Annotated in this window: 21 protein-coding genes and 1 tRNA gene; 6 read left to right on the top strand and 16 right to left on the bottom strand. The window is 65.1% G+C overall.

Going from position 1 to position 24,225, the window contains the following annotated elements; translation table 11 throughout:
- Position 1 precedes the first annotated feature (1 nt).
- Both DES47_RS02610 and DES47_RS02605 read right to left on the bottom strand, forming a co-directional pair.
- Positions 2-661, bottom strand: coding sequence for a YceH family protein (locus tag DES47_RS02610; RefSeq protein WP_133699089.1), 660 nt, complete (start codon positions 659-661; stop codon positions 2-4).
- A gap of 4 nt (positions 662-665) precedes the next feature.
- Positions 666-1,448: an SDR family oxidoreductase gene (locus DES47_RS02605; protein ID WP_133699088.1), complete on the bottom strand. Its 783-nt coding sequence runs from the start codon at positions 1,446-1,448 to the stop codon at positions 666-668.
- A 174-nt stretch (positions 1,449-1,622) separates the two neighbouring features.
- On the opposite strand from DES47_RS02605, the gene DES47_RS02600 reads away from it, so the two are divergent.
- Positions 1,623-3,308, top strand: coding sequence for an electron transfer flavoprotein-ubiquinone oxidoreductase (locus DES47_RS02600; protein WP_133699087.1), 1,686 nt, complete (start codon positions 1,623-1,625; stop codon positions 3,306-3,308).
- A gap of 10 nt (positions 3,309-3,318) precedes the next feature.
- On the opposite strand, the gene DES47_RS02595 is transcribed toward DES47_RS02600, so the two are convergent.
- Positions 3,319-4,782, bottom strand: a complete 1,464-nt coding sequence (locus tag DES47_RS02595; RefSeq protein WP_166651814.1) for a class I adenylate-forming enzyme family protein — start codon at positions 4,780-4,782, stop codon at positions 3,319-3,321.
- Between the two features lie 118 nt (positions 4,783-4,900).
- Here DES47_RS02595 and DES47_RS02590 point away from each other — a divergent pair, with 118 nt between their 5' ends.
- From DES47_RS02590 to DES47_RS02580, 3 genes are all read left to right on the top strand, one after another.
- On the top strand, positions 4,901-5,215 hold the full coding sequence (locus DES47_RS02590; RefSeq protein WP_133699085.1) for a hypothetical protein: 315 nt from the start codon (positions 4,901-4,903) through the stop codon (positions 5,213-5,215).
- Positions 5,216-5,338: 123 nt separating this feature from the next.
- Positions 5,339-8,119 (top strand): XrtA/PEP-CTERM system TPR-repeat protein PrsT, encoded by a 2,781-nt coding sequence (prsT, locus tag DES47_RS02585; RefSeq protein ID WP_133699084.1) that lies wholly within the window; start codon positions 5,339-5,341, stop codon positions 8,117-8,119.
- Between the two features lie 209 nt (positions 8,120-8,328).
- Positions 8,329-9,102 (top strand): PEP-CTERM sorting domain-containing protein, encoded by a 774-nt coding sequence (locus DES47_RS02580; protein ID WP_133699083.1) that lies wholly within the window; start codon positions 8,329-8,331, stop codon positions 9,100-9,102.
- A gap of 94 nt (positions 9,103-9,196) precedes the next feature.
- Here the strand turns inward: DES47_RS02580 and DES47_RS02575 are convergent, their stop codons facing one another.
- From DES47_RS02575 to DES47_RS02535, 9 genes are all read right to left on the bottom strand, one after another.
- Entirely contained in the window at positions 9,197-9,985 is a 789-nt protein-coding gene (locus DES47_RS02575; protein ID WP_133699082.1) for a PEP-CTERM sorting domain-containing protein, read from the bottom strand.
- Positions 9,986-10,290: 305 nt separating this feature from the next.
- Positions 10,291-11,235 carry a branched-chain amino acid ABC transporter permease gene (locus DES47_RS02570; RefSeq protein ID WP_166651813.1) on the bottom strand — a complete coding sequence of 315 codons (945 nt, stop codon included), beginning with the start codon at positions 11,233-11,235 and terminating at the stop codon, positions 10,291-10,293.
- Positions 11,235-12,122, bottom strand: coding sequence for a branched-chain amino acid ABC transporter permease (locus tag DES47_RS02565; protein WP_133699081.1), 888 nt, complete (start codon positions 12,120-12,122; stop codon positions 11,235-11,237). The genes DES47_RS02570 and DES47_RS02565 overlap by 1 nt, the downstream gene beginning before the upstream one ends.
- A gap of 86 nt (positions 12,123-12,208) precedes the next feature.
- Positions 12,209-13,423 (bottom strand): ABC transporter substrate-binding protein, encoded by a 1,215-nt coding sequence (locus DES47_RS02560; protein WP_133699080.1) that lies wholly within the window; start codon positions 13,421-13,423, stop codon positions 12,209-12,211.
- A gap of 49 nt (positions 13,424-13,472) precedes the next feature.
- Entirely contained in the window at positions 13,473-14,177 is a 705-nt protein-coding gene (locus tag DES47_RS02555; RefSeq protein ID WP_133699079.1) for an ABC transporter ATP-binding protein, read from the bottom strand.
- A gap of 1 nt (position 14,178) precedes the next feature.
- Positions 14,179-14,952, bottom strand: coding sequence for an ABC transporter ATP-binding protein (locus DES47_RS02550; RefSeq protein WP_133699078.1), 774 nt, complete (start codon positions 14,950-14,952; stop codon positions 14,179-14,181).
- Entirely contained in the window at positions 14,949-15,758 is an 810-nt protein-coding gene (locus tag DES47_RS02545; protein WP_133699077.1) for an IclR family transcriptional regulator, read from the bottom strand. The genes DES47_RS02550 and DES47_RS02545 overlap by 4 nt, the downstream gene beginning before the upstream one ends.
- A gap of 306 nt (positions 15,759-16,064) precedes the next feature.
- Complete coding sequence (locus DES47_RS02540; protein WP_133699076.1) at positions 16,065-16,667, bottom strand: GNAT family N-acetyltransferase; 603 nt, start codon at positions 16,665-16,667, stop codon at positions 16,065-16,067.
- An 11-nt stretch (positions 16,668-16,678) separates the two neighbouring features.
- Positions 16,679-17,293, bottom strand: coding sequence for an FMN-binding negative transcriptional regulator (locus DES47_RS02535; protein ID WP_133699075.1), 615 nt, complete (start codon positions 17,291-17,293; stop codon positions 16,679-16,681).
- Between the two features lie 92 nt (positions 17,294-17,385).
- On the opposite strand from DES47_RS02535, the gene pdxR reads away from it, so the two are divergent.
- On the top strand, positions 17,386-18,864 hold the full coding sequence (gene pdxR / locus DES47_RS02530; protein WP_133699074.1) for a MocR-like pyridoxine biosynthesis transcription factor PdxR: 1,479 nt from the start codon (positions 17,386-17,388) through the stop codon (positions 18,862-18,864).
- Positions 18,865-18,937: 73 nt separating this feature from the next.
- Positions 18,938-20,152, top strand: coding sequence for an alanine transaminase (gene alaC / locus DES47_RS02525; RefSeq protein WP_133699073.1), 1,215 nt, complete (start codon positions 18,938-18,940; stop codon positions 20,150-20,152).
- 260 nt (positions 20,153-20,412) lie between these two features.
- Here the strand turns inward: alaC and DES47_RS02520 are convergent.
- The 4 genes from DES47_RS02520 to DES47_RS02505 all read right to left on the bottom strand — a co-directional run bounded on the left by DES47_RS02520 (position 20,413) and on the right by DES47_RS02505 (position 24,210).
- Positions 20,413-20,506, bottom strand: a tRNA-Ser gene (locus DES47_RS02520).
- A gap of 39 nt (positions 20,507-20,545) precedes the next feature.
- Positions 20,546-21,814 carry an aspartate kinase gene (locus tag DES47_RS02515; protein WP_133699072.1) on the bottom strand — a complete coding sequence of 423 codons (1,269 nt, stop codon included), beginning with the start codon at positions 21,812-21,814 and terminating at the stop codon, positions 20,546-20,548.
- Between the two features lie 118 nt (positions 21,815-21,932).
- Positions 21,933-23,234, bottom strand: coding sequence for a tRNA lysidine(34) synthetase TilS (tilS, locus tag DES47_RS02510; RefSeq protein WP_243748125.1), 1,302 nt, complete (start codon positions 23,232-23,234; stop codon positions 21,933-21,935).
- Between the two features lie 4 nt (positions 23,235-23,238).
- On the bottom strand, positions 23,239-24,210 hold the full coding sequence (locus DES47_RS02505) for an acetyl-CoA carboxylase carboxyltransferase subunit alpha (protein ID WP_133699070.1): 972 nt from the start codon (positions 24,208-24,210) through the stop codon (positions 23,239-23,241).
- Between the last annotated feature and the right edge of the window lie 15 nt (positions 24,211-24,225).

Here is a 24,225-nt window from a genome sequence, read left to right as displayed (position 1 = left end):
GCTATCGGCTGACGCCGAGCTCGGTGTACAGCCGCTCGACCAGCGCTCGCAAGTCCTCGACCTCGCGCATCAGCCGGTCCTGGTTCGCCTTCAAGGCGGCCAGTTCGCTGGCAGCAACGAAGTCCTCGGGCGCGGCGCTGCTGATCATCTGACTCACGTCAATGGCACCACACAGCAGATGCATCCAGCGCGACTCGCGAGCACCGGGCGCGCGCGGCAGCTTGACGACCAGCGGCCCGCCCTTTTCTGCGCTGCGCTCGGCCAGTTCGTCGAGAAAACCTTCGACCGAAGACACATCGGCAAAGCGGTGCAGGCGCTCGGTGTTGGCGCGCAACTCGGCGCTCGTCTGCGGGCCGCGCAGCATCAGCAGCGCCAGCACCGCGACCGACTGCGAGGGCAGGCCCATCACGCGGCCCATATTGTGTTCATAGCGGCTGACCCGCGAGCCGCTGGACTCGAAGGCCAGGTTCAGGCCCTTCAGCGCATCGACGGCGACCTGCACCTCGGCATCGGTGGCATTGAGCACCGGGTCGCGGGCGGTCTTCTGGTTGCAGCCGGCAACCAGCGAGTTCAGAGACAGCGGGTAGCTGTCGGGCACGGTATGGGCTTTTTCGATCAGCACACCGAGGACACGGGCCTCCAGCAAAGACAGTTCCCTCATAGGCTCACACCGCGAAACCGTCGTCGGCCTGTATCACCGCGCCATTGATGAAGTGGCTCTCCTTGGCGCACAACATCATCAGCACCGCGTCCAGATCCTGCGGCTGTCCAACGCGCTTGCGCGGCAGCATATTGATCAGCTTTTGGCCCTGCTCGGTGGCCCAGTGGTGGTGGTTGATCTCGGTGTCGATATAGCCCGGGCAGATGGCGTTGACATTGATGCCGTACTTGCCCCACTCCAGCGCCATCGCACGGGTCATATGGATGACCGCCGCCTTGCTCATCGCATAGACGCCGATCTGGCTCAGCGCGCGCAGGCCGGCCATCGAGGCGATGTTGACGATGCGTCCGCCCAGATAGGTGCCGGGTGCAGCGCCGCGCGCCCGCGCCAGCATGCGCTTGCCGACCTCCTGGGCCACGAAGAAGGCTCCCTTGGCATTGGTGTCCATCACATAGTCGTAGTCATCGGGACTGACATCGACAAGCTTCTGTGTCGTGCTGACGCCGGAATTGTTGATCAGTATGTCCAGGGTGCCGACCTCGGTCTCGGCGTGGGCCACGGCCGACTTGATGCTGTCGTGGTCGGTGACGTCGAGTTCGACCACATGGGCGTCGCCGCCGCCGGCCTCGATTTCGGCGCGCAGGGTCTTCAGCCTTTCGGTGCGCCGGCCGGCCAGGACCACGGCCGCGCCGGCATGGGCCAGGACCTTGGCGAACTGCGTGCCCAGGCCGCTGGAAGCGCCGGTCACAAGGGCCACACGGCCCGACAAATCAATGCTGTAGCTCATGGTGTTTTTGGGGTTGGATAGCTTGCAATCACGATAGCACGAAGCCATTGCGGCCGAGGCAAAAACGGCTCCTTCACAGGCTCTTGCGGACAAAAGCACGACCGTTCTTTTTTTGTCACTTTCCCCGCTAAAATGCCGCGCAAGCCTTCACCGGCAGCCTCCTCAAGGAACTCCATGACAAACCAGGAATTGATTGCGCAGTACGGCCCCCGTGAAGCGATGGAATACGACGTTGTCATCGTCGGTGCCGGCCCTGGCGGCCTGGCCACGGCGATCCGGCTCAAGCAGCTCGCTGCCGCCAAGGGCGCTGAGCTGTCGGTGGTGGTGCTGGAAAAGGGTTCCGAGCCCGGTGCGCACATCCTGTCCGGCGCGGTGATGGACCCGCGCGGCCTGAACGAATTGCTGCCGAACTGGAAGGAGCTTGGCGCGCCGCTGAAGCAGCCGGTGACCAGCGACGACATCCTGTTCCTGAACGAAACAGGCAGCACCCGCACGCCCGATTTCCTGGTGCCCGAGTGCTTCCACAACGAGGGCAACTACGTCATCTCGCTGGGTGCGGTAACCAAATGGCTGGGCGAGCAGGCCGAGGCCTTGGGCGTCGAGATCTTCCCCGGCTTCACCGCGGCCGAAGTGGTCTATGGCGAGGACGGCGCCGTACGCGGCGTGGCCACCGGCAATCTGGGCGTGGGCAAGGACGGCCAGCCGCACGACGGCTTCCAGCTGGGCATGGAGTTGCACGGAAAGTACACGGTGTTCGCGGAGGGAGCGCGTGGCCATCTGGGCAAGCAGTTGATCGCCAAGTTCAAGCTCGACGCGGGCCGCGACCCGCAGACCTATGCCATCGGCATCAAGGAGCTGTGGGAAGTGCCCGCCGACAAGGCCCAGCCCGGCAAGGTGGTGCACACCGCCGGCTGGCCCATCGCCGATGACAGCTTTGGCGGCGGCTTCCTCTACCACCTCGAGGGCAACAAGGTCACCCTGGGCTATGTGCTGGGCCTGGACTACCAGAACCCCTGGATGAGCCCCTTCGAAGAGATGCAGCGCTGGAAGACTCACCCTGCCATTCGCGCGCATATCGAGGGCGGCAAGCGCATCGGCTATGGCGCCCGCGCGATCAACAATGGCGGCCTGCAGGCCCTGCCCAAGCTGGTGTTCCCCGGCGGCTGCCTGGTCGGCTGCGAGGCCGGCATGCTGAATGCCTCGCGCATCAAGGGCAGCCATGCGGCGATCAAGACCGGCATGCTCGCCGCCGAGGCCGCCTTCGACGCCCTGCAATCCGGCCGCGCGCAGGACGAGCTGAGCGCCTATCCGGTGGCCTTCGCGCAGAGCTGGCTGCATGCCGAGCTGGAGCGCACGAAGAACTTCAAGCTCTGGTTCAAGAAGGGCAAGCTGATCGGCAATCTGATGACCGGCATCGAGCAATGGTTGCTGCCCAAGCTGGGCGTCAAGGTGCCGCCCTGGACCCTGCATGGCACGAAGCCCGACCACCTGGCCCTGCGTCCGGCGGCCGAGATGCCCAAGATCGAGTATCCGAAGCCCGACAACAAGCTGACCTTCGACCGACTCAGCTCGGTCTTCGTCAGCAACACCAATCACGAAGAGAACCAGCCGGCCCACCTGACCTTGAAGGATGCCTCGGTGCCGGTGGCCATCAACCTGGCGCAGTACGCCGGCCCGGAGAGCCGCTACTGCCCGGCCGGCGTCTACGAGTTCGTCAAGAACGCCGACAACAGCGACCGCCTGCAGATCAATGCGCAGAACTGCGTGCATTGCAAGACCTGCGACATCAAGGACCCGACACAGAACATCGTCTGGGTCACGCCCGAGGGCGGTGGCGGGCCGAACTACGCGGGGATGTAAGCCGCAGGCATCAAGGCAGGCCCGCCAACAGCTGCTGGCGCAGGGCCAGCCTCAGCACCTTGCCCATGCGGTTGCGCGGGAGCTGCTTCAGCAGATGAAAGTGCACCTGGCCAAAGATCTTCAGCTGATCATTGGCCGCCGCCTGCAGTTCGGCCTGGCTCAACGCACGGCTGGACTCGATGGCGATGTGCACCTCGTCATCGGCACCTGGCTTGGGCAGCGACAGCAGGCACACGGCATCGACCTCCAGCCGCTGCTGCAATGCGGCCTCGATAGGGGCGGTGGCGATCTTGTTGCCCAGCACATTGATGACATCGGTGACGCGGCCGCACAGCGCCAGCCGCCCGTCGGCATGCAGCACGGCGAGATCCCCTGGGTAGAAGTAGCCATCGCGGAAAAACTCCTGCGACGCGGCCTCATCGCCCAGATAGCCGCTGACGCCATCCAGGATGCGGATCCGCAGCAGTCCGCTCTGCCCTGCAGGCAGCGGCCGGTCCGCCTCATCCACCACCTGCACCTCGCGCGCGGGATGAACGCTGTGCCAGGCCAGATCGTCCCGGTTCTCGACCAGGGTGGCGGCGACCGTCAGCGCCTCGGTGGAGGCCAGCACCGTGTAGACCTGCCGCGTCAACCGCTGCTGCAGCGCCGCCACCAGGGCACGCGGCATGGCCCCGCCAGTGACCAGCAGACGCATCGCGTCATTGCGGCGCAGGGGCAGCTCCGGGTCGCCCACAAACATCAGCGTCATCGGCGTGGCAAACACATGGGTCAGCGGCTGTGACAGCAGGGGCACATGAAAGTCCCGCCACTGCTGGAACACCACCGTCGCCCCCCGGTGCCAGCTCAGCAGCGGCCAGCGGTAGCCACCCGCCGTCCACAGCGGGAAGTCGCGCACAAAAACCAGCGATGAGGCGTCGATGCCGTTGATGTCGGCATGCAGGTCCAGCGTGCTGACCTCCACCGCCGCATCGCGCAGGATCTTCTTGTAGGCCCCGGTGGTGCCCGAGGTCTGGATGATGTGGCCTGCGACATGAACCGTTGTTGCAGGCCAGGCCTGCTCGCCGACCACAGCAACGGGGCCCAGATCCGTGGGCACCTTGATCCAGGGCCAACCGGTTCGTGCTGCCAGGGCCGCGAGGTCGGGTGGGCTCTCCGCCGCCCAGCTCACCAGGCAACGGACATTGTCAAGCCCGAGCCCGTCAATCTCCTGGACGGATGCGACCGATACCGTGGTCAGCCCCAGCCTGCGCAGGGCGATGCCCAACACCCAGGCCTGGGCCAGGTGCTCGACGCACAACACCGCCACACCAGGCACCGCCGGGTGGTCAGTCGTCGGAACATGCTGCGAAAGGTACGCGCCGGCCTGAACCAGGCGCTGCGCGAATTCGGCATAGTTGCAGGCCGCGCCGTTGTGGATGAAGGCAGGCTTGTCGGGCGTGGCTCGCGCCTGGGCAAATATTTTTTCGGTCAGCACAAGGCATCCTGGTCGGTGGGCCGAACGACTATAAACCCGGCGTCTGTCCCAACTTGACCGACGGCGGGCAATCGAGTCCACTGGGCCGTCACAGCCCTTCGCAATACCGGCGACCATCATGAACGAGCTTCTTGCCGCCTACCGCTACACGACCAACAACTGGGCCCAGATCCAGGCCAGCAAGCTCTGCGGCTGCTGCAACTGCATGCAGATCTTCCCGCCCGACGAGATCACCGCCTGGGCCGGCCTGGACCTGGACCGTGTCGACGACCCGGCAGCGGTCGCGCAGCAGACTGCCATGTGCCCGCGATGTGGAAACGAGGCCGTGCTGGGTGACCAGTCGGGCTTTCCCGTCAACGCCCCCTTCCTGCTGCGCATGAACGAGGCCTGGTTCCAGCGCACGCTGATACGTCCGGCGATCAAGAAGAAGTGACAGGATCGCAGAACCCGAAGACCACAGGAGCTGAGCACAAGTCACGCTCCCCCCGGCTTGCATGCTGTGGTCACGGTCCATTTGCTCCCACAATCGCGGGGCAACAACAACAAGGGACACTCAATGGCCGTCGTCGCTAGGGTAAGCACCACTCTGTGGATCAGCACGCTTTTGGTACTGACCGCCTGTGGGGGCGGTTCGGAGAAGGAACTGCTCGCCTCGGCCCACGGCTACCTGGCCAAGAATGACACCGCCGCAGCGACGATAGAGCTGAAGAACCTGCTGCAGAAGGAGCCGAAGTCAGCGGCTGGCCGCTTTCTGCTGGGCAAGGTGCTGTTCCAGACGGGCAATGCCGCCGGGGCCGAGATCGAGCTGCGCCGCGCTCTTGAGGCGGGTCATGCCAAGGACGAGGTGCTGCCCTTGCTGGCCGCAGTGATGGTGGCTCAGAAGAACTTCGCGCCCTTGTTGCAGCAGTATGGCAAGGAGGAGCTGAAGGAAAGCGCCGCCGCCGCGGAGCTGCACACTCAGCTGGCGATGGCTCATCAGGCCACCAAGGCGCCGGAGGCCACAGACGCCGCGATCGAAAGCGCCCTGAAGCGCGTGCCCGGCTACCCGCCGGCCATGATGCTCAAGGCTCGACTGAAGGCGAGTCGTGGCGACGCCGGATCGGCCAAGGCCCTGATCGACGAGTTGCTGGCGGCCAAACCCGACCATGCCCCTGCCTGGGGGCTCAAGGGCGAGTTGCTGCTGCAGGCCAAGCCCACCGATCTGGCACCGGCGCTGGCAGCCTTCCGGGAGGCGCTGCGCCTGCAGCCCGATATGGTCGCGGCCCACGGCGCGCTGATTTCTCTGCTGCTTGATCAGCGCGACTTCGAGGCCGCCGACATCCAGTTCGCCGCACTGAAGAAGATCCTGCCCCAGCATCCGCAGACCCAATACTTCGAGGCCGCCCAGGCGCTGCGCAAGGACGATGCCAAACGCACGAAGGAAATCACCGAGCTGCTGCTGCGCGGCTCGCCGCAGAACCCTCGCCTGTTGATGCTGGCCGGTCAGGCCGAGGTCAAGCTCAACGCGATGCCTCAGGCCGAGGCCCTGCTGGCCAAGGCCGTGCAGGCCGCGCCGCAGGCGGCGCCGCCGCGCATCCTGCTGGCACAGCTGTATCTGGGCATGGGCCAGGCGGACAAGGCCATGGCCACGCTGAAGCCGCTGCTCGGCAGCGGCGAGCCGGATGCCGACCTGCTGGTACTGCAAGGCCGGGCCCAGCTGATGTCGGGCGATGCCAAGGCGGCCGAGGCGAGTTTTTCACAGGCCGCCAAGCTCAAGCCCGAGGACAAACGCATTCAGGCCTCAGCGGCAATGGCGCGCCTGGGCCAAGGTCAAGGGGAGACGGCGCTGGGCGAGCTGGAGACCATCGCCAAGGCCGATGCCGGCACCAGCGCCGACCTCGCGCTGATACGCGAGCGCCTGCGCGCCAAGGAGTTCGACGCCGCGCTGAAGGCCGTCGATGCGCTGGCCGCCAAGCGCCCCAAGCACCCGCTGCCCGATCTGCTGCGCGCCCGCATTGCCTCGGTGCGCAACGATGCCGCCGGTGCACGCAAGCACTTCGAACTGGCCCTGGGCAAGGATGCCACCTTCTTCCCGGCCATTCTCGGCCTGGCGGCGCTGGATGTGGCGGACGGCAAGCCCGAGGCCGCCCGCGCCCGCCTCGAGGCGGTGTTGGCGCGTGACGCCGGCAATGCCAAGGCGCAGATGGCCCTGGCCGAATTGGCGGCACGCAGCGGCGGCACCCAGGAGGAGGTCGCCACCCGGCTCAACGCCGCCATCAAGGCCCAGCCCAACGCCGTCGGGCCGCGCGCCGCACTGGTCGACCTACATGCCTCGGCCGGCGACAACAAGCTCGCCCTGGCCGCGGCCCAAAGTGCCGTCGCAGCCCTGCCCAACAATGTCGAATTGATGGACCGCCTGGGCCGCATACAGCAGATCACCGGCGACCTCAACCAGGCCATTTCGACCTTCAACAAGATGGCGGCACTGGAGCCGAAGTCGCCCCGGCCGCAGCTGCGCTTGATCGAAGCCCATCTGGCCGCAAAAAACAACGAGGCCGCCGGCGCCAGCGTGCGTCGGGCGATGGAGTTGGCCCCCGCCAATCTGGACGTGCAGCGTGCCGGCATCGCACTGGCGATGCGCGAGAAGAACCCCACGCAAGCGCTGGCCATTGCCCGCCGCGTACAGGCTCAGTTGCCCGATGCCCCGCTGGGTCACGTGTTCGAGGCCGAGATCGAGCTGAGCCAGCAAAAGCACGATGCCGCCGCAGCAGCCTTCCGCAAGGCCATGACCAAGACCGGCTCTGCCGAGCTGGCGCCCCGGCTGCATCAGGCGCTGTTGTCCGGCAAGAAGGCCGCCGAGGCCCAGCAGATGGCTGAGGCCTGGCTGAAGTCCCACCCCGATGACGCGCGCTTCATCCTGCATCTTGGCGACACCGCGCTGGGCCAGGGTCAGCTCGTGCTGGCCGAGACCCGCTACCGGGAGGTGCTCAGGCTGTTGCCCGACAACGTGCTGGCACTGAACAACCTCGCCTACCTGCTGGTCAAGCAGGGCAAGCCCGGCGCCGTGGCCCTGGCGGAAAAGGCGGTCAAGCTGGCCCCCAACCGCGCGGCGCTGATGGACACACTGGCGCTCAGCTATGCCGACGCCAAGGAGTTCTCGAAGGCGGTCGCGCTGCAAACCCAGGTGGTCGCCCTGGCACCCGAGGTGCTCGACTACCGGCTGGGCCTGGCCCGTATGCAGATGCAGTCCGGCAATACGAGCGCAGCCCGAACCGAGCTGAAGAAGCTGTCCATCATGGGCAAGGACTACCCGCGGCACGAGGAAGTGGCGCAGCTGCTGAAGACCTTGGGGAGCTAAGGAAAACCCGAACGCGATCTGTCGGCATTGTTTACGTCGCGGTAGTGGCGAAAAAAAGAAATGTATTGAAATCAAGCACTTGAGGGCTTGGCTCGATTTATGCGTATGGGATCAGTGCTTGAGCCTGTTCGTGCTTGGGCAACGACTTGGAACCCGCGCCTTGCTGTACAGCGGTGTTCTCAACCCACCACTCAATCAGGGCCAGAAGAATGAAGAACCTGTTTCTCAAGTCAATCGCGCTCACTGCCGTGGCGACGGCCTCGGTTGGCGCGCAAGCCGCAGTGACCTATAGCACAAACCTGAGCACCAACATCATCTATGGCGACGGCAATCCGAACGGCAATTTTGCCGTTGACAAGACATCGGGCGGCTTCGAGCTGGGACTGCGCGCGAAGGAGCGTGGGGGCCTGTTCACCGGCGACCAAGGCGGTGGCATCTACAAGCAGCCGGCCGGCATCTCCTCTGGCACGCGTGCCAAATGGAACTTCGACTGGTCGATCTTCACTGGTAACGACTCGGTCTCGCTGGGCCGCTATACCTACAAGCTGGGCATCGACTACAACCCTGGCTTTGGCCAGAACTTCCTAGTCTTCGACCCGATCAACGGCGTTGACCCACGCAGTGGCTTCGCCTATTTCGACCACGACTTCGGCACTAGCGCCACCGCCCAAGATAATGGGGTCAAGGCCGTTCCAGACGCCAACGCGCTGGCCAATTACGCCACCCTGGTGTCGGCCAGCAGCCTGGTGCAGCAGTCCTGGAACCTTGACTTCTACGACAACCCTGTCAACTCCTTCGATGCGAACGCCAACGGCAACTACACGGTCTTTCTGGAGGCCTATGACTCGCTCAGTGGCCAGGTCGCTCGCACAGAGATCACCGTGATCGTCGGCACCGGCGCCGTGCCGGAGCCCGGCAGCCTGGCGCTGGCCGGGGTGGCACTGGCCGGCCTGTTCGGCGCGAGCCGCCGCAAGCGTAGTTGATCGAGCTCGCCATTGAAAAAGCCCGCTTCGGCGGGCTTTTTGTATTTCTCAAGAGGGCCGGGTCCGAGACCGGCCCTTTCAGGAAAGCTGACCATTAGCCCCTATCGCGGCGGCGCGTTGCACAAACGCCCAGCAGAGCCAGGCCAACCAGGCCCAGCGTGGCGGGCTCGGGCACGGCACTGACGGCCGCATCCTGTACCCGATAGCCAGGTCCAGTGCCGGTCACATAGTTCCCCTGGGTGTCGCCAAAGACCCAGTTCACGCCATAGGCAATGTTGGTGCCCAGCTCACGCGGCAGGCCGGTTCCCTTGCCAAGCCAGCCCGGATCAAGCAACTCGGCGATCGAGGGCGGCTTGATCTCATAGCTGAACAGGTCGGAGAACGCCCAGGCATCGTTGATCAGGTCGCCGTTGGTGTCTCGAGTCGCCGCCGGCAGCCAGGTCTTGTCGCTGTTCTCGTAGATCTTCGCTGTCGTATTGGCCAGATCGGCCGCGCTCAGATCCCAGCCATTGTTGTAGAGCCCCTGCATATCCGGGTTGGTGGGTTCGTTGGCGACAACGGCATAGTTGCCGGCGCCGTCGGTGATCCAGAAGTTCAGATACGGCCCCATGTTCGGACCCGAGCCCGGAGTGAACAAGCTGCGATCGTCGATACGGGTGATGGCCACGCTTTGCAAACTGCCCAAGGTGCGGCCATTGATGTCATTCGAACCCAGACCTGCCTTGTCGCCGCTTTTGGGCACCAGAAAGTTGGTCTGCCCGGCGCCCGGGTAGGTGATCGTGGGCGTACCGCGTATCACGAAATCAACAAAACCGGCCTGTGCCGCACTTGCGGACAGCAGCACCGTGACAGCCGATATGGCCTTAGTCATTCTTGTCGTCATCGAACACTCCTAGAGGTTGTAGCCCGGTCAATTTCCCCAACCGGTGCATGGAGCGCCCAAGTTCACCCGAGAGGTATATGGACGCATTCCGCAAAGAGAGCACAAAGCGTGCCGACCATATGCATCACGGGTGCAAAATTCAACAGAAACAAACACTTACCCGAAGATGCCGTGGCGTTTGCTGTCGTGACCCAAGACAATACGCTTTACATCGTCAAGTAGGCCGACAACGGGCAAACCCTGAGCCTTGCCGGCAGGCGGGACGATGGTGCGATCAACGCACATTTGCGCAGCAGACAAGCGAGCTATTTCGCTCTGCGCCGCTCCGCCCACGCCAGCAGTTCCCCGACGATGCCGCGCCGGAAAGCCAGCACGCAAAACACAAAGATCACGCCGATGATCACCGTCACCCAGGCGCCGACGCGGTCGGCCAGGAAGTTCTGCAGGCCGATGATGGTGAAGGCGCCGACCACCGGGCCGGCGAAGGTGCCCATGCCACCCAGCAGCGTCATCAGCACCACCTCGCCGGACAGCGACCAGTGCGCGTCCGACAGCGTGGCAAAACCCAGCACGATGGTCTTCAGCGAGCCAGCCAGGCCGGCGATGGCCGTGGACAGCACAAAGGCCAGCAGCTTGTAGCGGTCAACGTGGTAGCCCAGCGAAATGGCGCGGGGCTCGTTCTCGCGTATCGCCTTCAACACCTGGCCATAGGGCGAGTGCACGATGCGCATGATGGCCAGGAACACCGCCACGAACACCGCCAGCACGAAGAAATACATCACCGTGTCATTGGCCAGCGGCAGCACACCGAACAGGGTGCCGCGCGGCACGCCTTGCAGGCCATCCTCGCCGCCGGTGAACGGCGCCTGCAGGCAGACGAAGTAAATCATCTGCGCCATCGCCAGGGTGATCATCGCGAAATAGATGCCCTGGCGGCGGATGGCGATCAGCCCGACCACCAGGCCCAGGCCCGCGGCGATCACCACGCCCGCCAGCAGGCCCAGCTCCGGCGACCAGCCGGCACTGCGCACCAGCCAGCCGGTGACGTAGGCCGCCGCGCCCAGATAGGCCGCGTGGCCGAATGACAGCAGGCCCGTGTAGCCCAGCAGCAGATTGAAGGCGCAGGCGAAGATGGCGAAGCACAGCGCCTTCATCATGAACACCGGATACAGGCCGATGAAGGGTGCCGCGATCAGCAGCGCCAGCACCACGCCCCAAGCCATGCGGCCCGAATTTTGAGTCGAGCTCATCACTTCTCCTTGCCGAACAGGCCGGCCGGGCGAATCATCAGCACGATGGCCATGATCACGAACACCACGATGCTGGACGCCTCGGGGTAAAACACCTTGGTCAGGCCCTCGACCAGGCCCAGCATCACGCCGGTCAATATGGAACCCAGGATGGAGCCCATACCGCCGATCACGACCACCGCGAACACGACGATGATCAGGTTGGAGCCCATCAGCGGCGTGATCTGGATGATGGGCGCGGCCAGCACGCCGGCCAGCGCGGCCAGGGCAGCGCCACCGGCATAGGTCAGGGTCACCATCACCGGCACATTGATGCCGAAGGCCTGCACCAACGCCGGGTTCTCGGTGCCGGCACGCAGGGTGGCGCCGAGGCTGGTCTTCTCGATCAGGAACCAGGTGCCCAGGCAGACCGTCAGCGAAGCCACCACCACCCAGGCGCGGTAGTTCGGCAGGATCATGAAGCCGAGATTGGTCGCCCCCTGCAGCGCTTCAGGCACCGCGTACTGCTGGCCCGACACACCGAACTGGTCACGGAACAGGCCCTCGAAGATCAGCGCCAGGCCGAAGGTCAGGAGCAGGCCGTAGAGCGGGTCGAGCTTGTAGAGCTGCTTGAGCATGGTGCGCTCGATCAGCACGCCAAGAGCGCCCACCACCAACGGCGCCAAGATCAGAGCGACCCAGTAGTTCAGGCCGAACTTGTCCATGCTGACCCAGGCCACATAGGCGCCGATCATGTACAGCGCGCCATGCGCGAAGTTGACGATGCCCAGCAGGCCGAAGATGACGGCCAGGCCCAGGCTCAGCATCGCGTAGAAGGAGCCGTTGACCAGGCCCAGCAGCAACTGGCCCAGAAAGGCCTGCACCGGTATGCCGAAAATTTCGCTCATGGCGTTTCACTCATGATTCTTCTTCCATGGAGGCAGCCCTGCCCCGTGCGGCCATGCCGGCCGCACGGAACGGGCTCAGGCCCGGCTTACTTCCAGAGTGCGCACTTGGACTCGGCCTTGGTCGTCCAGGCGGCGTCGCCCTTGAAGGTCTCGACGACCTTGTAGTAGTCCCAGGGCTCGGTCGATTCGGCCGGCGACTTGACCTGCATCAGGTACATGTCGTGCACCATGCGGCCGTCGTCGCGGATATAGCCGCCCTTGGCGAAGATGTCGTTGATCTTGGTCTTCTTCATCTGCGCCAGCACCTTGTCGGCGTCATCGCTGCCGATGGCCTTGACGGCATTCAGATAGTGCTGGGTAGCCGAGTAGTCACCGGCCTGCAGCGACGAAGGCATGCGCTTCATCTTCTCGAAGAACTTGCGGCCCCAGGCGCGGGTCTCGGCGTCGCGGTTCCAGTACCAGCTGTCGGTCAGGTACATGCCCTGGGTGGCGTTCAGGCCCAGCGAGTGCACGTCGTTGATGAACATCAGCAGGCCGGCCAGCTTCATCGTCTTGGTGATGCCGAACTCGTTGGCCGCCTTGATGGCGTTGATGGTGTCGCCACCCGCATTGGCCAGGCCCAGGATCTGTGCCTTGCTCGATTGCGCCTGCAGCAGGAAGCTGGAGAAGTCGCTGGCCGACAACGGGTGCTTGACCGAACCGACGACCGTGCCGCCGGCAGCCTTGACCACCGTCGAGGCATCATTCTGCAGCTGCGCGCCGAAGGCATAGTCGGCGGTCAGGAAGTACCAGGACTTGCCGCCCGCCTTGACCACCGCATTGCCGGTGCCCTTGGCCAGCGCCACCGTGTCATAGGCCCAGTGCACCGTGTAGGCATTGCACTGGTCGTTGGTCAGCGCGGCCGAGGCGGCGCCGATGGGGATGAAGAGCCGCTTCTTCTCGGCCGCCACCTTGGCCATGGCCAGGCTGGTGCCGGAGTTGGTGCCGCCGATCAGCATGTCGACACCCTGCGTGTCGAACCATTCGCGGGCCTTGGAGGCGGCCACGTCGGCCTTGTTCTGGTGGTCCGCGAAGACCAGCTCGATCTTCTTGCCGTTGATCGCGCCGCCGGCATCGGCAATCGCCATCTTGATCGCTTCCACGCCGCCCTGGCCGTCGATGTCCGAGTACAGGCCGGACATGTCGGTGATGATGCCGATCTTGATCACATCGCCGGACACTTGGGCCTGGGCCGGGCTGAAAGCCGCAGCGCAGGCCAGGGTGGCGGCCGTTGCCAGAGTCGTGAACTTGTTCAGTTTCATTGCAGTCTCCTGTTGGATAGGGTCAGGTCTAGCGGGAAAATCAAGTGAGTCAAACACCCAGCGTCTCATGCAGCTGGGCCAGGCGGTCAGGCAGCTGGGCCTGGGTGAATTCCTGCAGGATGGAGCCATGCTCCATCACCAGGAAGCGGTCGGCCAGCGGGGCGGCAAAGCGGAAGTTCTGCTCGACCATGACGATGGTGTAGCCCTTCTTCCTCAGCATCACCACCATCTCGGCGAGCTTTTGCACAATCACCGGCGCCAGGCCTTCGGAGATTTCGTCCAGCAGCAGCAGGCGCGCGCCGGTGCGCAGGATGCGCGCCACCGCCAGCATCTGCTGCTCGCCGCCCGACAGGCGCGTGCCCTGGCTGTGGCGGCGCTCGGCCAAGTTCGGGAACATCTCATAGATCTCTTCGACGCTCATGCCGCCCTTGGCCAGCTCGGGCGGCAGCATCAGGTTCTCTTCGGCCGACAGGCTGGAGAAGATGCCGCGCTCCTCGGGGCAATAGCCCAGGCCCAGGCGGGCGATGCGGTAGGTCGGCATCTTGATCGTCTCGGTGCCGCGCACCTTGATCGAGCCCTTGCGGCTGCCGGTCAGGCCCATGATGGCGCGCATGGTGCTGGTGCGGCCGGCGCCGTTGCGGCCCAGGAGGGTCAGGACCTCACCCTCCTCGACCGAGAAGTTCACGCCGTGCAGCACATGCGACTCGCCATACCAGGCGTGCAGGTCACGGACTTCGAGAAATGCGTCGGCCATGTCAGTGCGCCCCTTGGAGTTCTGTGTTTGCGCTGCCCATATAAGCCTCGATCACGGCCGGGTTCTTGGACACCTCGGCATACGGGCCTTCGGCCAGGGTGGCGCCGCGCTGCAGCACGGTGATGGTGTCGGCGATGCTGGAGACCACGCTCATGTTGTGCTCCACCATCAGCACCGTGCGGTTGGCCGCCACCTTCTTGATCAGTTGGCGGATGCGGTCCACATCCTCCAGGCCCATGCCTTGGGTGGGCTCGTCGAGCAGCATCAGCTCAGGGTCCATGGCCAGGGTGGTGGCAATCTCCAGCGCGCGCTTGCGGCCGTAGCTGAGCTCGACGGTGACCGAGGGCGCATACGACTCCAGATCGACCTCGCGCAACAGCTCCATGGCCCGCTCGTTGAGGCTGTCCAGGCTGGACTCCGAGCGCCAGAAGTGGAAGGAAGTGCCCAGCTTGCGCTGCAGGGCCACGCGCACGTTCTCCAGCACGGTCAGGTGCGGGAACACGGCCGAGATCTGGAACGAGCGGATGATGCCGCGCCGCGCAATCCGCGCCGGGGCCTCGCCGGTGATGTCCTGCCCATTGAACAGGATCTGACCCGAGCTGGGCGTGATGAACTTGGTCAGCAGGTTGAAGCAGGTGGTCTTGCCGGCGCCGTTGGGGCCGATCAGCGCATGGATGGTGCCGCGCCGGACCTGCAGGTCCACCTGGTTGACCGCGACAAAGCCCTTGAAGTCCTTGGTCAGCTTGCGCGTTTCGAGAATATGGTCTGCACTCATGGATGGGTTCCGGTCGAATCACTCGCCACTTCAACAAAGGGCATGCCGCCCAGCCGTTCGGTCAGCTGGCGCGCCACCTGCATCACCAGCTCGCGGTGGGTCTCGCGCCAGCTCTCGTCCAGCCTGGCTTTTTGTATGCACATGCCGACGCCCGCCACGGTCTGGCCCGTGGCGTCGAACACCGGTGCGCCTATGCAATGCACGCCCTCGCGCACACCCTCGTCGTCGATGCTGTAGCCCTGGGCACGCACTTGGTCCAGCTCGGCCAGCAGCTCGTCCAGGGTCGGCGCCGGGCGGCGGCTCAACGCCGCCAGCGGCTTGCGCCCGAACAGCTCGCGCACGGCTTCGACCGGCTGAAACGCCAGCATGGCCTTGCCCGAGGCAGCCAGATGCGCGGGCAGGCGCATGCCCACATTGAAGGCCAGGCCCAGCGGGCGTACGCCATTGCGCGCCGCCACATAAACGACCTCGGCGCCGCTGAGCACCGACAGGATCACCGTCTCCTGCGGTTCATGCGACTCGCTCCACAACGTGGCGAACTCCTGGGCGATATTGGTGCCGGCGACAAAGGCCTCCGCCAAGGTCATCACGCTGGGGCCGATGAAGAAGGCCCCATCGCTCTGGCGGCGCAGATAGCCCAGGGCCAGCAAGGTGTTGCACAGGCCGTGCACACTGCTCTTGGGCAGCTCCAGGCTGTCGGCCAGACGGGCCAGCGACATCGCCGTGCGCTCCTGGGCCAACAGGTCCAGCACCGCAAAGGCGCGGGTCACCGCCGGCACCAGGGCCGCGCGCTTGGCCGCGGGCATGGCTGACGTGCTGGACGCAGAAGCAGCAACAGGGGACACAAACACTCCGGCTCAGACAATCTGGCACAGCAGCCCGCCTGGCTTGACACCGGGCAGACCGAGCGATTTGCAGCGACGAGCGGCTCGGCGGGTTGCTTGTTCAACCCGCTGAACGTCATTCATCAAACTGAACCGCAGTGTAGGTGGGTGCCGAATCCAGCAAAAGCGGGTTTGGCACCAAACAAGGGAAAGTCCGAGGGGTGTTTTCCCCAGGGCGGCGCAGGCCAGCACCAAGCAGGTGCCGACTCGCCCCCGCCGATGGGGGGGTCAGGATCTGCTTGGGCCGCCCTGCTCCAGCATAGCCAGCAGCCGCGCCTTGGCTGCCTGCCATTCGCTGTCAATCATCGAGAAATAGACGGTGTCGCGCACCCGACCATCGGCACAGACCACGTGGCGGCGGAAGATGCCCTCCTGCGTGGCACCCAGCCGCGCAATGGCCGCGCGCGAGCGCAAGTTCAGCGCGTCGGTCTTCCACTCCACCCGGTGCGCGCCCAGGGTCTCGAAGGCATGGCTCAGCAGCAGGGTCTTGGCCTCGGTGTTGACGCCGCTGCGCTGATGGCTGCGAGCGATCCAGGTCCAACCTATCTCCAGCCGCCGGTGCTGGCGCTCGATATTGCCAAAGCGCGTGCAGCCGATGACCTGGCCTGTCCGCGCATCGATCTTGGCAAAGGGCAGCGACACGCCGCGCTTTTGCTCGTCCAGCGCCAACTCGACGTAGAGCCGCATCTTGTCGGCACTGTCGAACGGTGTCGGTATCCATTGCCACAGGTCGGGGTCCAGGCCGACGGCGATCAGCCCATCCAGATGGTCCAGGCTCAAGGGCTCCAGGCGCACATGTCGGCCCTGCAGCACCACCGGTTCAACAATCATCGTCGTCATCATCACAGCCCCAGCCGCCGCATCCAGGCAGCCATTGCCTGCTCCTGCGCAGCGCCTCCGGCAAAGGCCTGCTGGATGCGCGTGCGTTCGGCCGCGCTGCGGTTCTGGCTCAGCTTGAACTTGGCCTCGCAGCGCGTCACGCGCAGCCGAAAGCCGACGATGGCGCCGAGCAGCTTCTGCTGGAAGTCCTCCGGCAGTTCCATCCACTGCTGGGCATAGGCCGGCTCATGCTGAGCAATCAGGCGCTTGAGCAGGCGGTCCTTGCCCAGCGGGTCATCGATCAGGCCGAGGCTGCCGTAGGCGTGCACGGCCAGGTAGTTCCAGGTCGGCACCTGCTTCAGATCGTCATAGTGGCGGGGCGACACATAGGCACTGGGGCCGTTGAACACGGCCAGCGCCTCGCTTTGCTGCGACAGCCAGGCCCAGTGCGGATTGGCCCGCGCCATATGGCCCTCCAGCAGCCAGCCTTCGTCGTCGGGGATGACGGTCAGCGGCACATGGGTGACAAAGGACTTCTGCTCGGCATCCGGCCCGATCAGAAGCGCCAGCGGGTTCTCGGCAATCAGTTGATGGACCAGCTTCAGGTCGGTGATGGCAAATCGGCTCGGGTTGTACATGTCGGGGTGCGATGTTGAGGTTGCTACGGACCGATGCTAAACGCCGCACTGGTACGATGAAAGATCCAAGATTCACCAATCTGACCGGACCAATGGATGCACGAGAGAGACCCGCGCTGAACCTGGACCTGACCGGCCTGCAACTCGACCGCAGCCTGGGCCTCAGCGAACAGATCCATGCCCAGCTGAAGGCACGCATCCTGCAGGGCCGGCTGGCGGCCTCGCTGCGGCTGCCGACCACGCGGGAGCTGGCCCAGGCGCTGGGGGTGTCACGCAACACGGTGGTGCGGGCCTACGAGCAATTGCTGTCCGAGGCCTGCATCGAGTCTCGCCCGGGCGCCGGCACGTTTGTCGCGCCCGTACAGTCCAAGCCCAGCGTCATACCGGGCAGCGTAGCAACGCCCCGGGGCCCGGACACGGCGCTGTGGTCGCGACTTGAGGCCTGGCTTCCGAACCCGTCGCATGGCGGCCCGGTGCGGGCCTTCCGCCATGGCGTGCCGGCCATGGATCTGTTCCCGTTCGAGGTCTGGTCCCGGCTGCAGGCGCGGTTCTGGCGGCACCATCAGCAGCAGTCCCTGGGCTATTCCGATCCTGCCGGCGACGCCCGCCTGCGCGAGCTGATCGCCACCTATCTGAACAGCTCGCGCGGTCTGCAATGCGAGGCATCGCAGGTGCTGGTCACCACCGGCTCGCAGCAGGCGATATCGCTGTGTGGGCTGGCCCTGCTGCGCCCCGGCGACCGGGTGGCCGTCGAAACACCGGGCTACCGCGCCGCGGCGGCAGCGCTGGGCCTGGCCGGCGCGGAGCTCATCGGCGTGCCGGTCGATGCACAGGGTCTGCGCGTGCAGGCCCTGCACAGCCTGGGCGCCTTCCGGCTGGCCTATGTCACGCCCTCGCACCAGTTCCCCAGCGGTGCAGTGATGTCCTTGCAGCGCCGCCTGGATTTGCTCGCCTGGGCGCAGGCGCAGAACGCCTATGTGCTGGAAGACGACTACGACGGCGAATACCGCTACAGCGGCGCCCCGCTTCAGCCCCTGGCCTCGCTGGACACGCAAGCCCGCGTGCTCTACATCGGCACCTTCTCCAAGCTGATGTTCCCCGGCCTGCGCCTGGGCTATCTGGTGGCCCCCAAGGCCTGGCTGCCGGTGCTGGCCAAGCTGCGCTCGGCACTGGACCGCCACGCCCCGATCGCCGATCAGGTGGTGATGGCCGACTTCATGGCCGAAGGTCATTTCGGCCAGCACGTGCGCCGCATGCGCCGCGTCAGCCGCGCCCGCCGTGACGCCCTGCACGGGGCCTGGCAGCGGCACCTTGGCGCCCGGCTGCCCCTGCCAGTCACCGAGGCCGGCCTGCATGCCTGCCTGCCGCTGGACAGCCTGGCATTGGAGCAATCCCTGGCCGACAGCGCCCTCGCCCACGGTGTGGAAGTGGGGCGGCTGAGCCAGATCGGCGCGAACACGGCGGCGCCGGTGCGGCCGGGTCTGATGTTGGGCTTTGCCGGGGTGTCACCCGAGGCCATTGCGGCGGCGGTGGCCACGCTGGCACGATGCTGGACGCCAGTCCTGGGTTAGGATGTTCGCGGCCCTGCCTCAATACAGGGCACGTCGCTCGGACGGTTCCGGGCGCTTACGTGAAAGCTCCATCATGACTGCCTCCTCTTCGGGCAAGCGCCGCTTTGCGCGCATTGATCGCCTCCCCCCCTACGTCTTCAACATCACGGCCGAGCTCAAGCTGGCGGCGCGCCGACGCGGCGAAGACATCATCGACATGAGCATGGGCAACCCCGACGGGGCCACACCCGCCCACATCGTCGCCAAGCTGACCGAGGTCGCGCAGCGGCCCGACACCCACGGCTACTCGGCCAGCAAGGGCATACCGCGGCTGCGCCGCGCGATCTCGCATTGGTATGAGAAGCGCTATGGTGTGGACATCAACCCGGACACCGAGGCCATCGTCACGATTGGCTCCAAGGAAGGGCTGGCACACCTGATGCTGGCCACGCTTGACCGCGGCGACACCGTGCTGGTGCCCGACCCCAGCTATCCGATCCATATCTACGGCGCCGTGATTGCCGGCGCCGACATACGCGCCATACCGGTGGCCTCGGATGTGGACTTCTTCGCCGAGCTGGAGAAGACGATTCGCGGCAGCTACCCCAAGCCGAAGATGATGGTGTTCGGCTTCCCGTCGAACCCGACCGCGCAATGCGTGGAGCTGGACTTCTTCGAGCGCGTCATCGCGCTGGCCCGCAAGCACGACATCCTGGTCGTCCACGACCTGGCCTATGCCGACATCGTGTTCGACGGCTGGAAGGCCCCGTCCATCATGCAGGTGAAAGGCGCCAAGGAGGTGGCGGTCGAGTTCTTCACCTTGAGCAAGAGCTACAACATGGCCGGCTGGCGCGTCGGCTTCATGGTCGGCAACCCGGATCTGGTGGCGGCTCTTGCCCGCATCAAGAGTTACCACGATTACGGCACCTTCACGCCGTTGCAGGTGGCCGCCATTGCCGCGCTGGAAGGAGACCAGAGCTGTGTGCAGGAGATTGCCGCCACCTATCAGCGCCGCCGCGATGTGCTGGTCAAGGGCCTGACCGAGGCCGGCTGGGCGGTCGAAAGCCCGAAGGCCAGCATGTACATCTGGGCGCGCATTCCCGAGGCCTACCGCGAGCTGGGCTCACTGGAGTTCGCGCGCCAGTTGCTGGACAAAGCCAAGGTCTGCGTGTCGCCGGGAATAGGCTTTGGCGACCAGGGCGACGGCCATGTGCGCTTCGCGCTGATCGAGAACGAGAGCCGCATCCGCCAGGCGGTGCGCGGCATCAAGGCGATGTTCAAGGCGGACGGGCTGATGAACGGCGGGTAGCGCCCCGGGTATTCCGCAGGGCTTGGGTCATTGCAAATACGAGGTTGCTCGATATACTGTGTTTATAAACAGTGCTCGAGGAGCCCTCCATGCGCCACGACTTCGTCCAGAGCTATCGCCAGACCTACCGCCCCGCGCCCGCCGTGCATCTGCCGGCCTGGCTGCGCAGCCTGTGGCGCTGGCTGTAGCCGCGGCGGACAAAGAAAGAGACGCGCAAACAGAAAAGCCGTTGATGAACTCAACGGCTTTTTGCACAACTTTGGAGGAGACGGAGGGATTCGAACCCTCGAGGCGCGTTTTAGCGCACCTACTCCCTTAGCAGGGGAGCACCTTCGGCCACTCGGTCACGTCTCCGGCACAGCCTCGTATTCTAGACCAAAATCTGGCCGGTTTTTACGAGTTTGGCTGATCCAGTTCAAAAGCTTTGTGCAGCGCGCGCACGGCCAGTTCCATGTACTTCTCGTCGATGACGACGCTGGTCTTGATTTCGCTGGTCGTGATCATCTGGATGTTGATGCCCTCCTCGCTCAGCGAGCGGAACATCTTGGAGGCCACGCCCACATGCGAGCGCATGCCGATGCCGACAATGCTGACCTTGCAGATGTTCTTGTCGCCGACCACCGAGGCGGCACCGGTGTCGACGGCGACGCGGGTCTTCAGCAGCTCCATCGTGCGCTGGTAGTCATTGCGGTGCACGGTGAACGAGAAGTCGGTGCGGCCATCGTGCGAGACGTTCTGGATGATCACGTCCACATCGATATTGGCGTCGGCCACCGGGCCCAGGATCTGGAACGCGATGCCGGGCTTGTCGGGCACGCCCAGCAGGCTGACCTTGGCCTCGTCACGGTTGAAGGCAATGCCCGATACGACGGCTTGTTCCATTTTTACGTCCTCTTCAAAGGTGATCAGGGTGCCCGACTTGGCTTCCTCTTCGATATCGATGTCCCATGGCGTGAAGCTCGACAGCACGCGCAACGGCACGCGGTACTTGCCGGCAAACTCGACCGAGCGGATCTGCAGCACCTTGGAGCCGAGAGACGCCATTTCCAGCATCTCCTCGAAGCTGATGGTGTGCAGGCGGCGGGCATCGCTGACGATGCGCGGGTCGGTGGTGTAGACGCCGTCCACATCGGTGTAGATCAGGCATTCGGCGGCCTTCATGGCCGCGGCCACGGCCACGGCCGAGGTGTCGGAGCCGCCACGGCCCAGGGTCGTGACATGGCCGTTCGGGTCGATGCCCTGGAAGCCGGTGATGATGACCACCTTGCCGGCGGCCAGATCGGCACGCACGCGCTGGTCGTCAATGCTCTCGATACGGGCCTTGGTGAACGACGAATCGGTCTTGATCGGCACCTGCCAGCCGGCGTAGCTGACCGCCTGCATGCCCTCGGCCTGCAGCGCAATAGCCAGGAGACCGACCGAGACCTGCTCGCCGGTGGCGGCAATCAGGTCCAGCTCGCGGTTCAGCTCGGCGCTGCTGCCCTCGGGCGACAACTCCTTGGCCAGGCCCAGCAAGCGATTGGTCTCGCCGCTCATGGCCGAGGGCACGACCACCATCTGGTGACCGGCGCGCGCCCATTTGGCCACGCGTTTGGCGACTTGACGTATGCGTTCGGTCGAACCCATAGACGTGCCGCCGTATTTGTGAACGATCAGTGCCATGTCGATGTTGAGCGATATTGAAATTGCGCGGGGTAGTGAGCCCGGATGGGCGGTTGCGCCGCGGTCGCAACCCACAATTCTAGCTGCTGCACTGCAGCAAGCATTTGTCAAGCCTGGCTCAAGCCTTCGCGTTTGAATCAGGCAGCCATCGCAAGCTCATGATGCGCTCACCGCCCGTGCCCCAGACACGGGCATCGACACCGAGGCCCGGCACGTACAACAGCTGATCGCCGGCGAACAGCAGGGGCCCTTCGCGCTCCCAGGCCGGCACGGCGGCCTCCTGAAAACACTTCTTCAGACTGCGTGCGGTGCTGGCCGGCGCGCGCTGGAATTGCTCGCCACCTTGGCGTGGCCGGATCTGCAGTTGCGCCAACCGGGCCAGTGGCACGCCGCCCTGCTTCACCGCCTGCACCTGCAGCACGCCGCCCCAGCCGGCAAGGCGGTAGCGGCCGGCGCGCGAGATGCTCATATCGGTGGCTGGCGCCTCGCTTGAGGCTATCGATGCCGCAGCCATGAAACGCAGCCGCCCCCGATACCGCCGCAACTCGCCATCGCCATGCGGCCAGGCCGCCGGGGCCAGCGCCTGCCCCAGCTCGGCCATCAGTCGCTGCACCAGGCTGGCGGGCGCCGCCTGGCCCGAGCTGCGCTGAATCCAGGCGCGCAAGGCATTGCTGCACCGGGCCGGCGAGAGCTTCTGCCAATCGCCGAGACGCAGGGCCAGCTTCTCATCGCAAACCTGGTCCAGATCGAACTCGGCCAGCTCCAGCTGCAAGGCCAAGGCCTCCTGCGCCCAGGCGGCGCTGGTGGCCAGGGAACTCTCCGCCTGAGGAAAGGCCTCCAGCAGCTTTGGCCAGACCTGAAGGCGCAGCCGATTGCGGGCATAGCGCGGATCGCTATTGCTGTCGTCGTCGATAAAGCTGAGTTGATGGGCCTGCAGATAGGCCTCGACCTGCTCGCGCCCTGCGTTCAGCCAGGGCCGCGCCCAGACCAGGCCGCTGCGCGCCACCGACTCTGGCATGGCCGACAGACCCGCCATGCCGGCGCCACGCAGCGCCTGCAGCACAAAGGTCTCGGCCTGATCGCGTCGGTGATGGGCCAGCAGAACCAGCGCTGCGCCCTGCTCCTCGGCCATCTCTTCCAGCGCCCGATAGCGGGCATCGCGTGCCCAGGCCTCGATGCTTTCACCCTTGGCCGGTTTGCCGGGCAAGCGCCTAAACATGAACGACACCGGCAAGCCGGCCGCGGCCCAGCCCTCGACCTGCTGGCGGCAATGGGTCAGCCAGGCATCGGCATGCGGGCTGAGCCCGTGGTGCACATGCAAGCCCACGACCTGCACGCCCGTATCGAGCGCGGCGCGGGCCGTTGCATGCAGCAAGGCGGTGGAATCGCGCCCGCCGCTGTAGGCGACGGCAACGCGCACCGGATCAGCGCTCCTTGGTGTCGCTGAAGCGGCCGTAGGATTGCAGGCGCTCATAGCGGCGCTGCAGCAATTCCTTGGGCTTGAGATCGCTGACCTGGCGCAGCGCGTCGTTCAACGCACGCTTCAGGAAGGACGACATCTGCTTGGGGTCGCGATGCGCGCCACCGACCGGCTCGCTGACGATCTTGTCGACCAGGTTCAGCGCCTTCAGACGATGGGCGGTGATGCCCAAAGCGTCGGCGGCGTCCGAGGCCCGTTCCGAAGTCTTCCACAGAATGGAGGCACAGCCCTCCGGCGAGATCACCGAATAGACCGAATACTGCAGCATCAGCACCTGATCGCCGACCGAGATCGCCAGCGCGCCGCCGGAGCCGCCCTCGCCGATGATGGTCGAGATGATGGGCACTTCCAGCTGGGCCATCTCGAAGATGTTGCGGCCGATCGCCTCCGACTGGCCGCGCTCCTCGGCGCCGATGCCGGGATAGGCGCCGGGCGTGTCAACAAAGGTGAACACAGGCAGGCCGAACTTCTCGGCCAGCTTCATCAGGCGCAGCGCCTTGCGATAACCCTCGGGGCGCGACATGCCGAAGTTGCGCGCGGCGCGCTCCTTGGTGTCACGGCCCTTCTGGTGGCCCAGCACCATGCAGGCCTGGCCATTGAAGCGGGCCAGACCGCCAACGATGGACTGGTCATCCGCGTAATGGCGGTCACCGTGCAGTTCCTGGAACTCGGTGAAGATGTCGTTCACATAGTCGAGCGTGTAGGGCCGCTGGGCGTGGCGCGCAATCTGCGTCACCTGCCAGGGCGTCAGGCTCGAATAGATGTCTTTGGTGAGTTGAAGGCTTTTCTTGGCCAGCCGGTCGATCTCTTCGGAGATATCGACCGCCGACTCGCTTTGCACGTAGCGCAGCTCTTCAATCTTGGTTTCGAGCTCGGCAACCGGTTGCTCGAACTCCAGAAAGTGTTTTTTGCTCATCCTGCTTGGGTCTCT

Source organism: Roseateles toxinivorans, from assembly GCF_004362525.1.
Classification (GTDB): domain Bacteria; phylum Pseudomonadota; class Gammaproteobacteria; order Burkholderiales; family Burkholderiaceae_C; genus Paucibacter; species Paucibacter toxinivorans.
The sequence above is the reverse complement of the archived record's forward strand: the minus strand, read 5'-3'. Positions and strand labels throughout refer to the sequence as shown.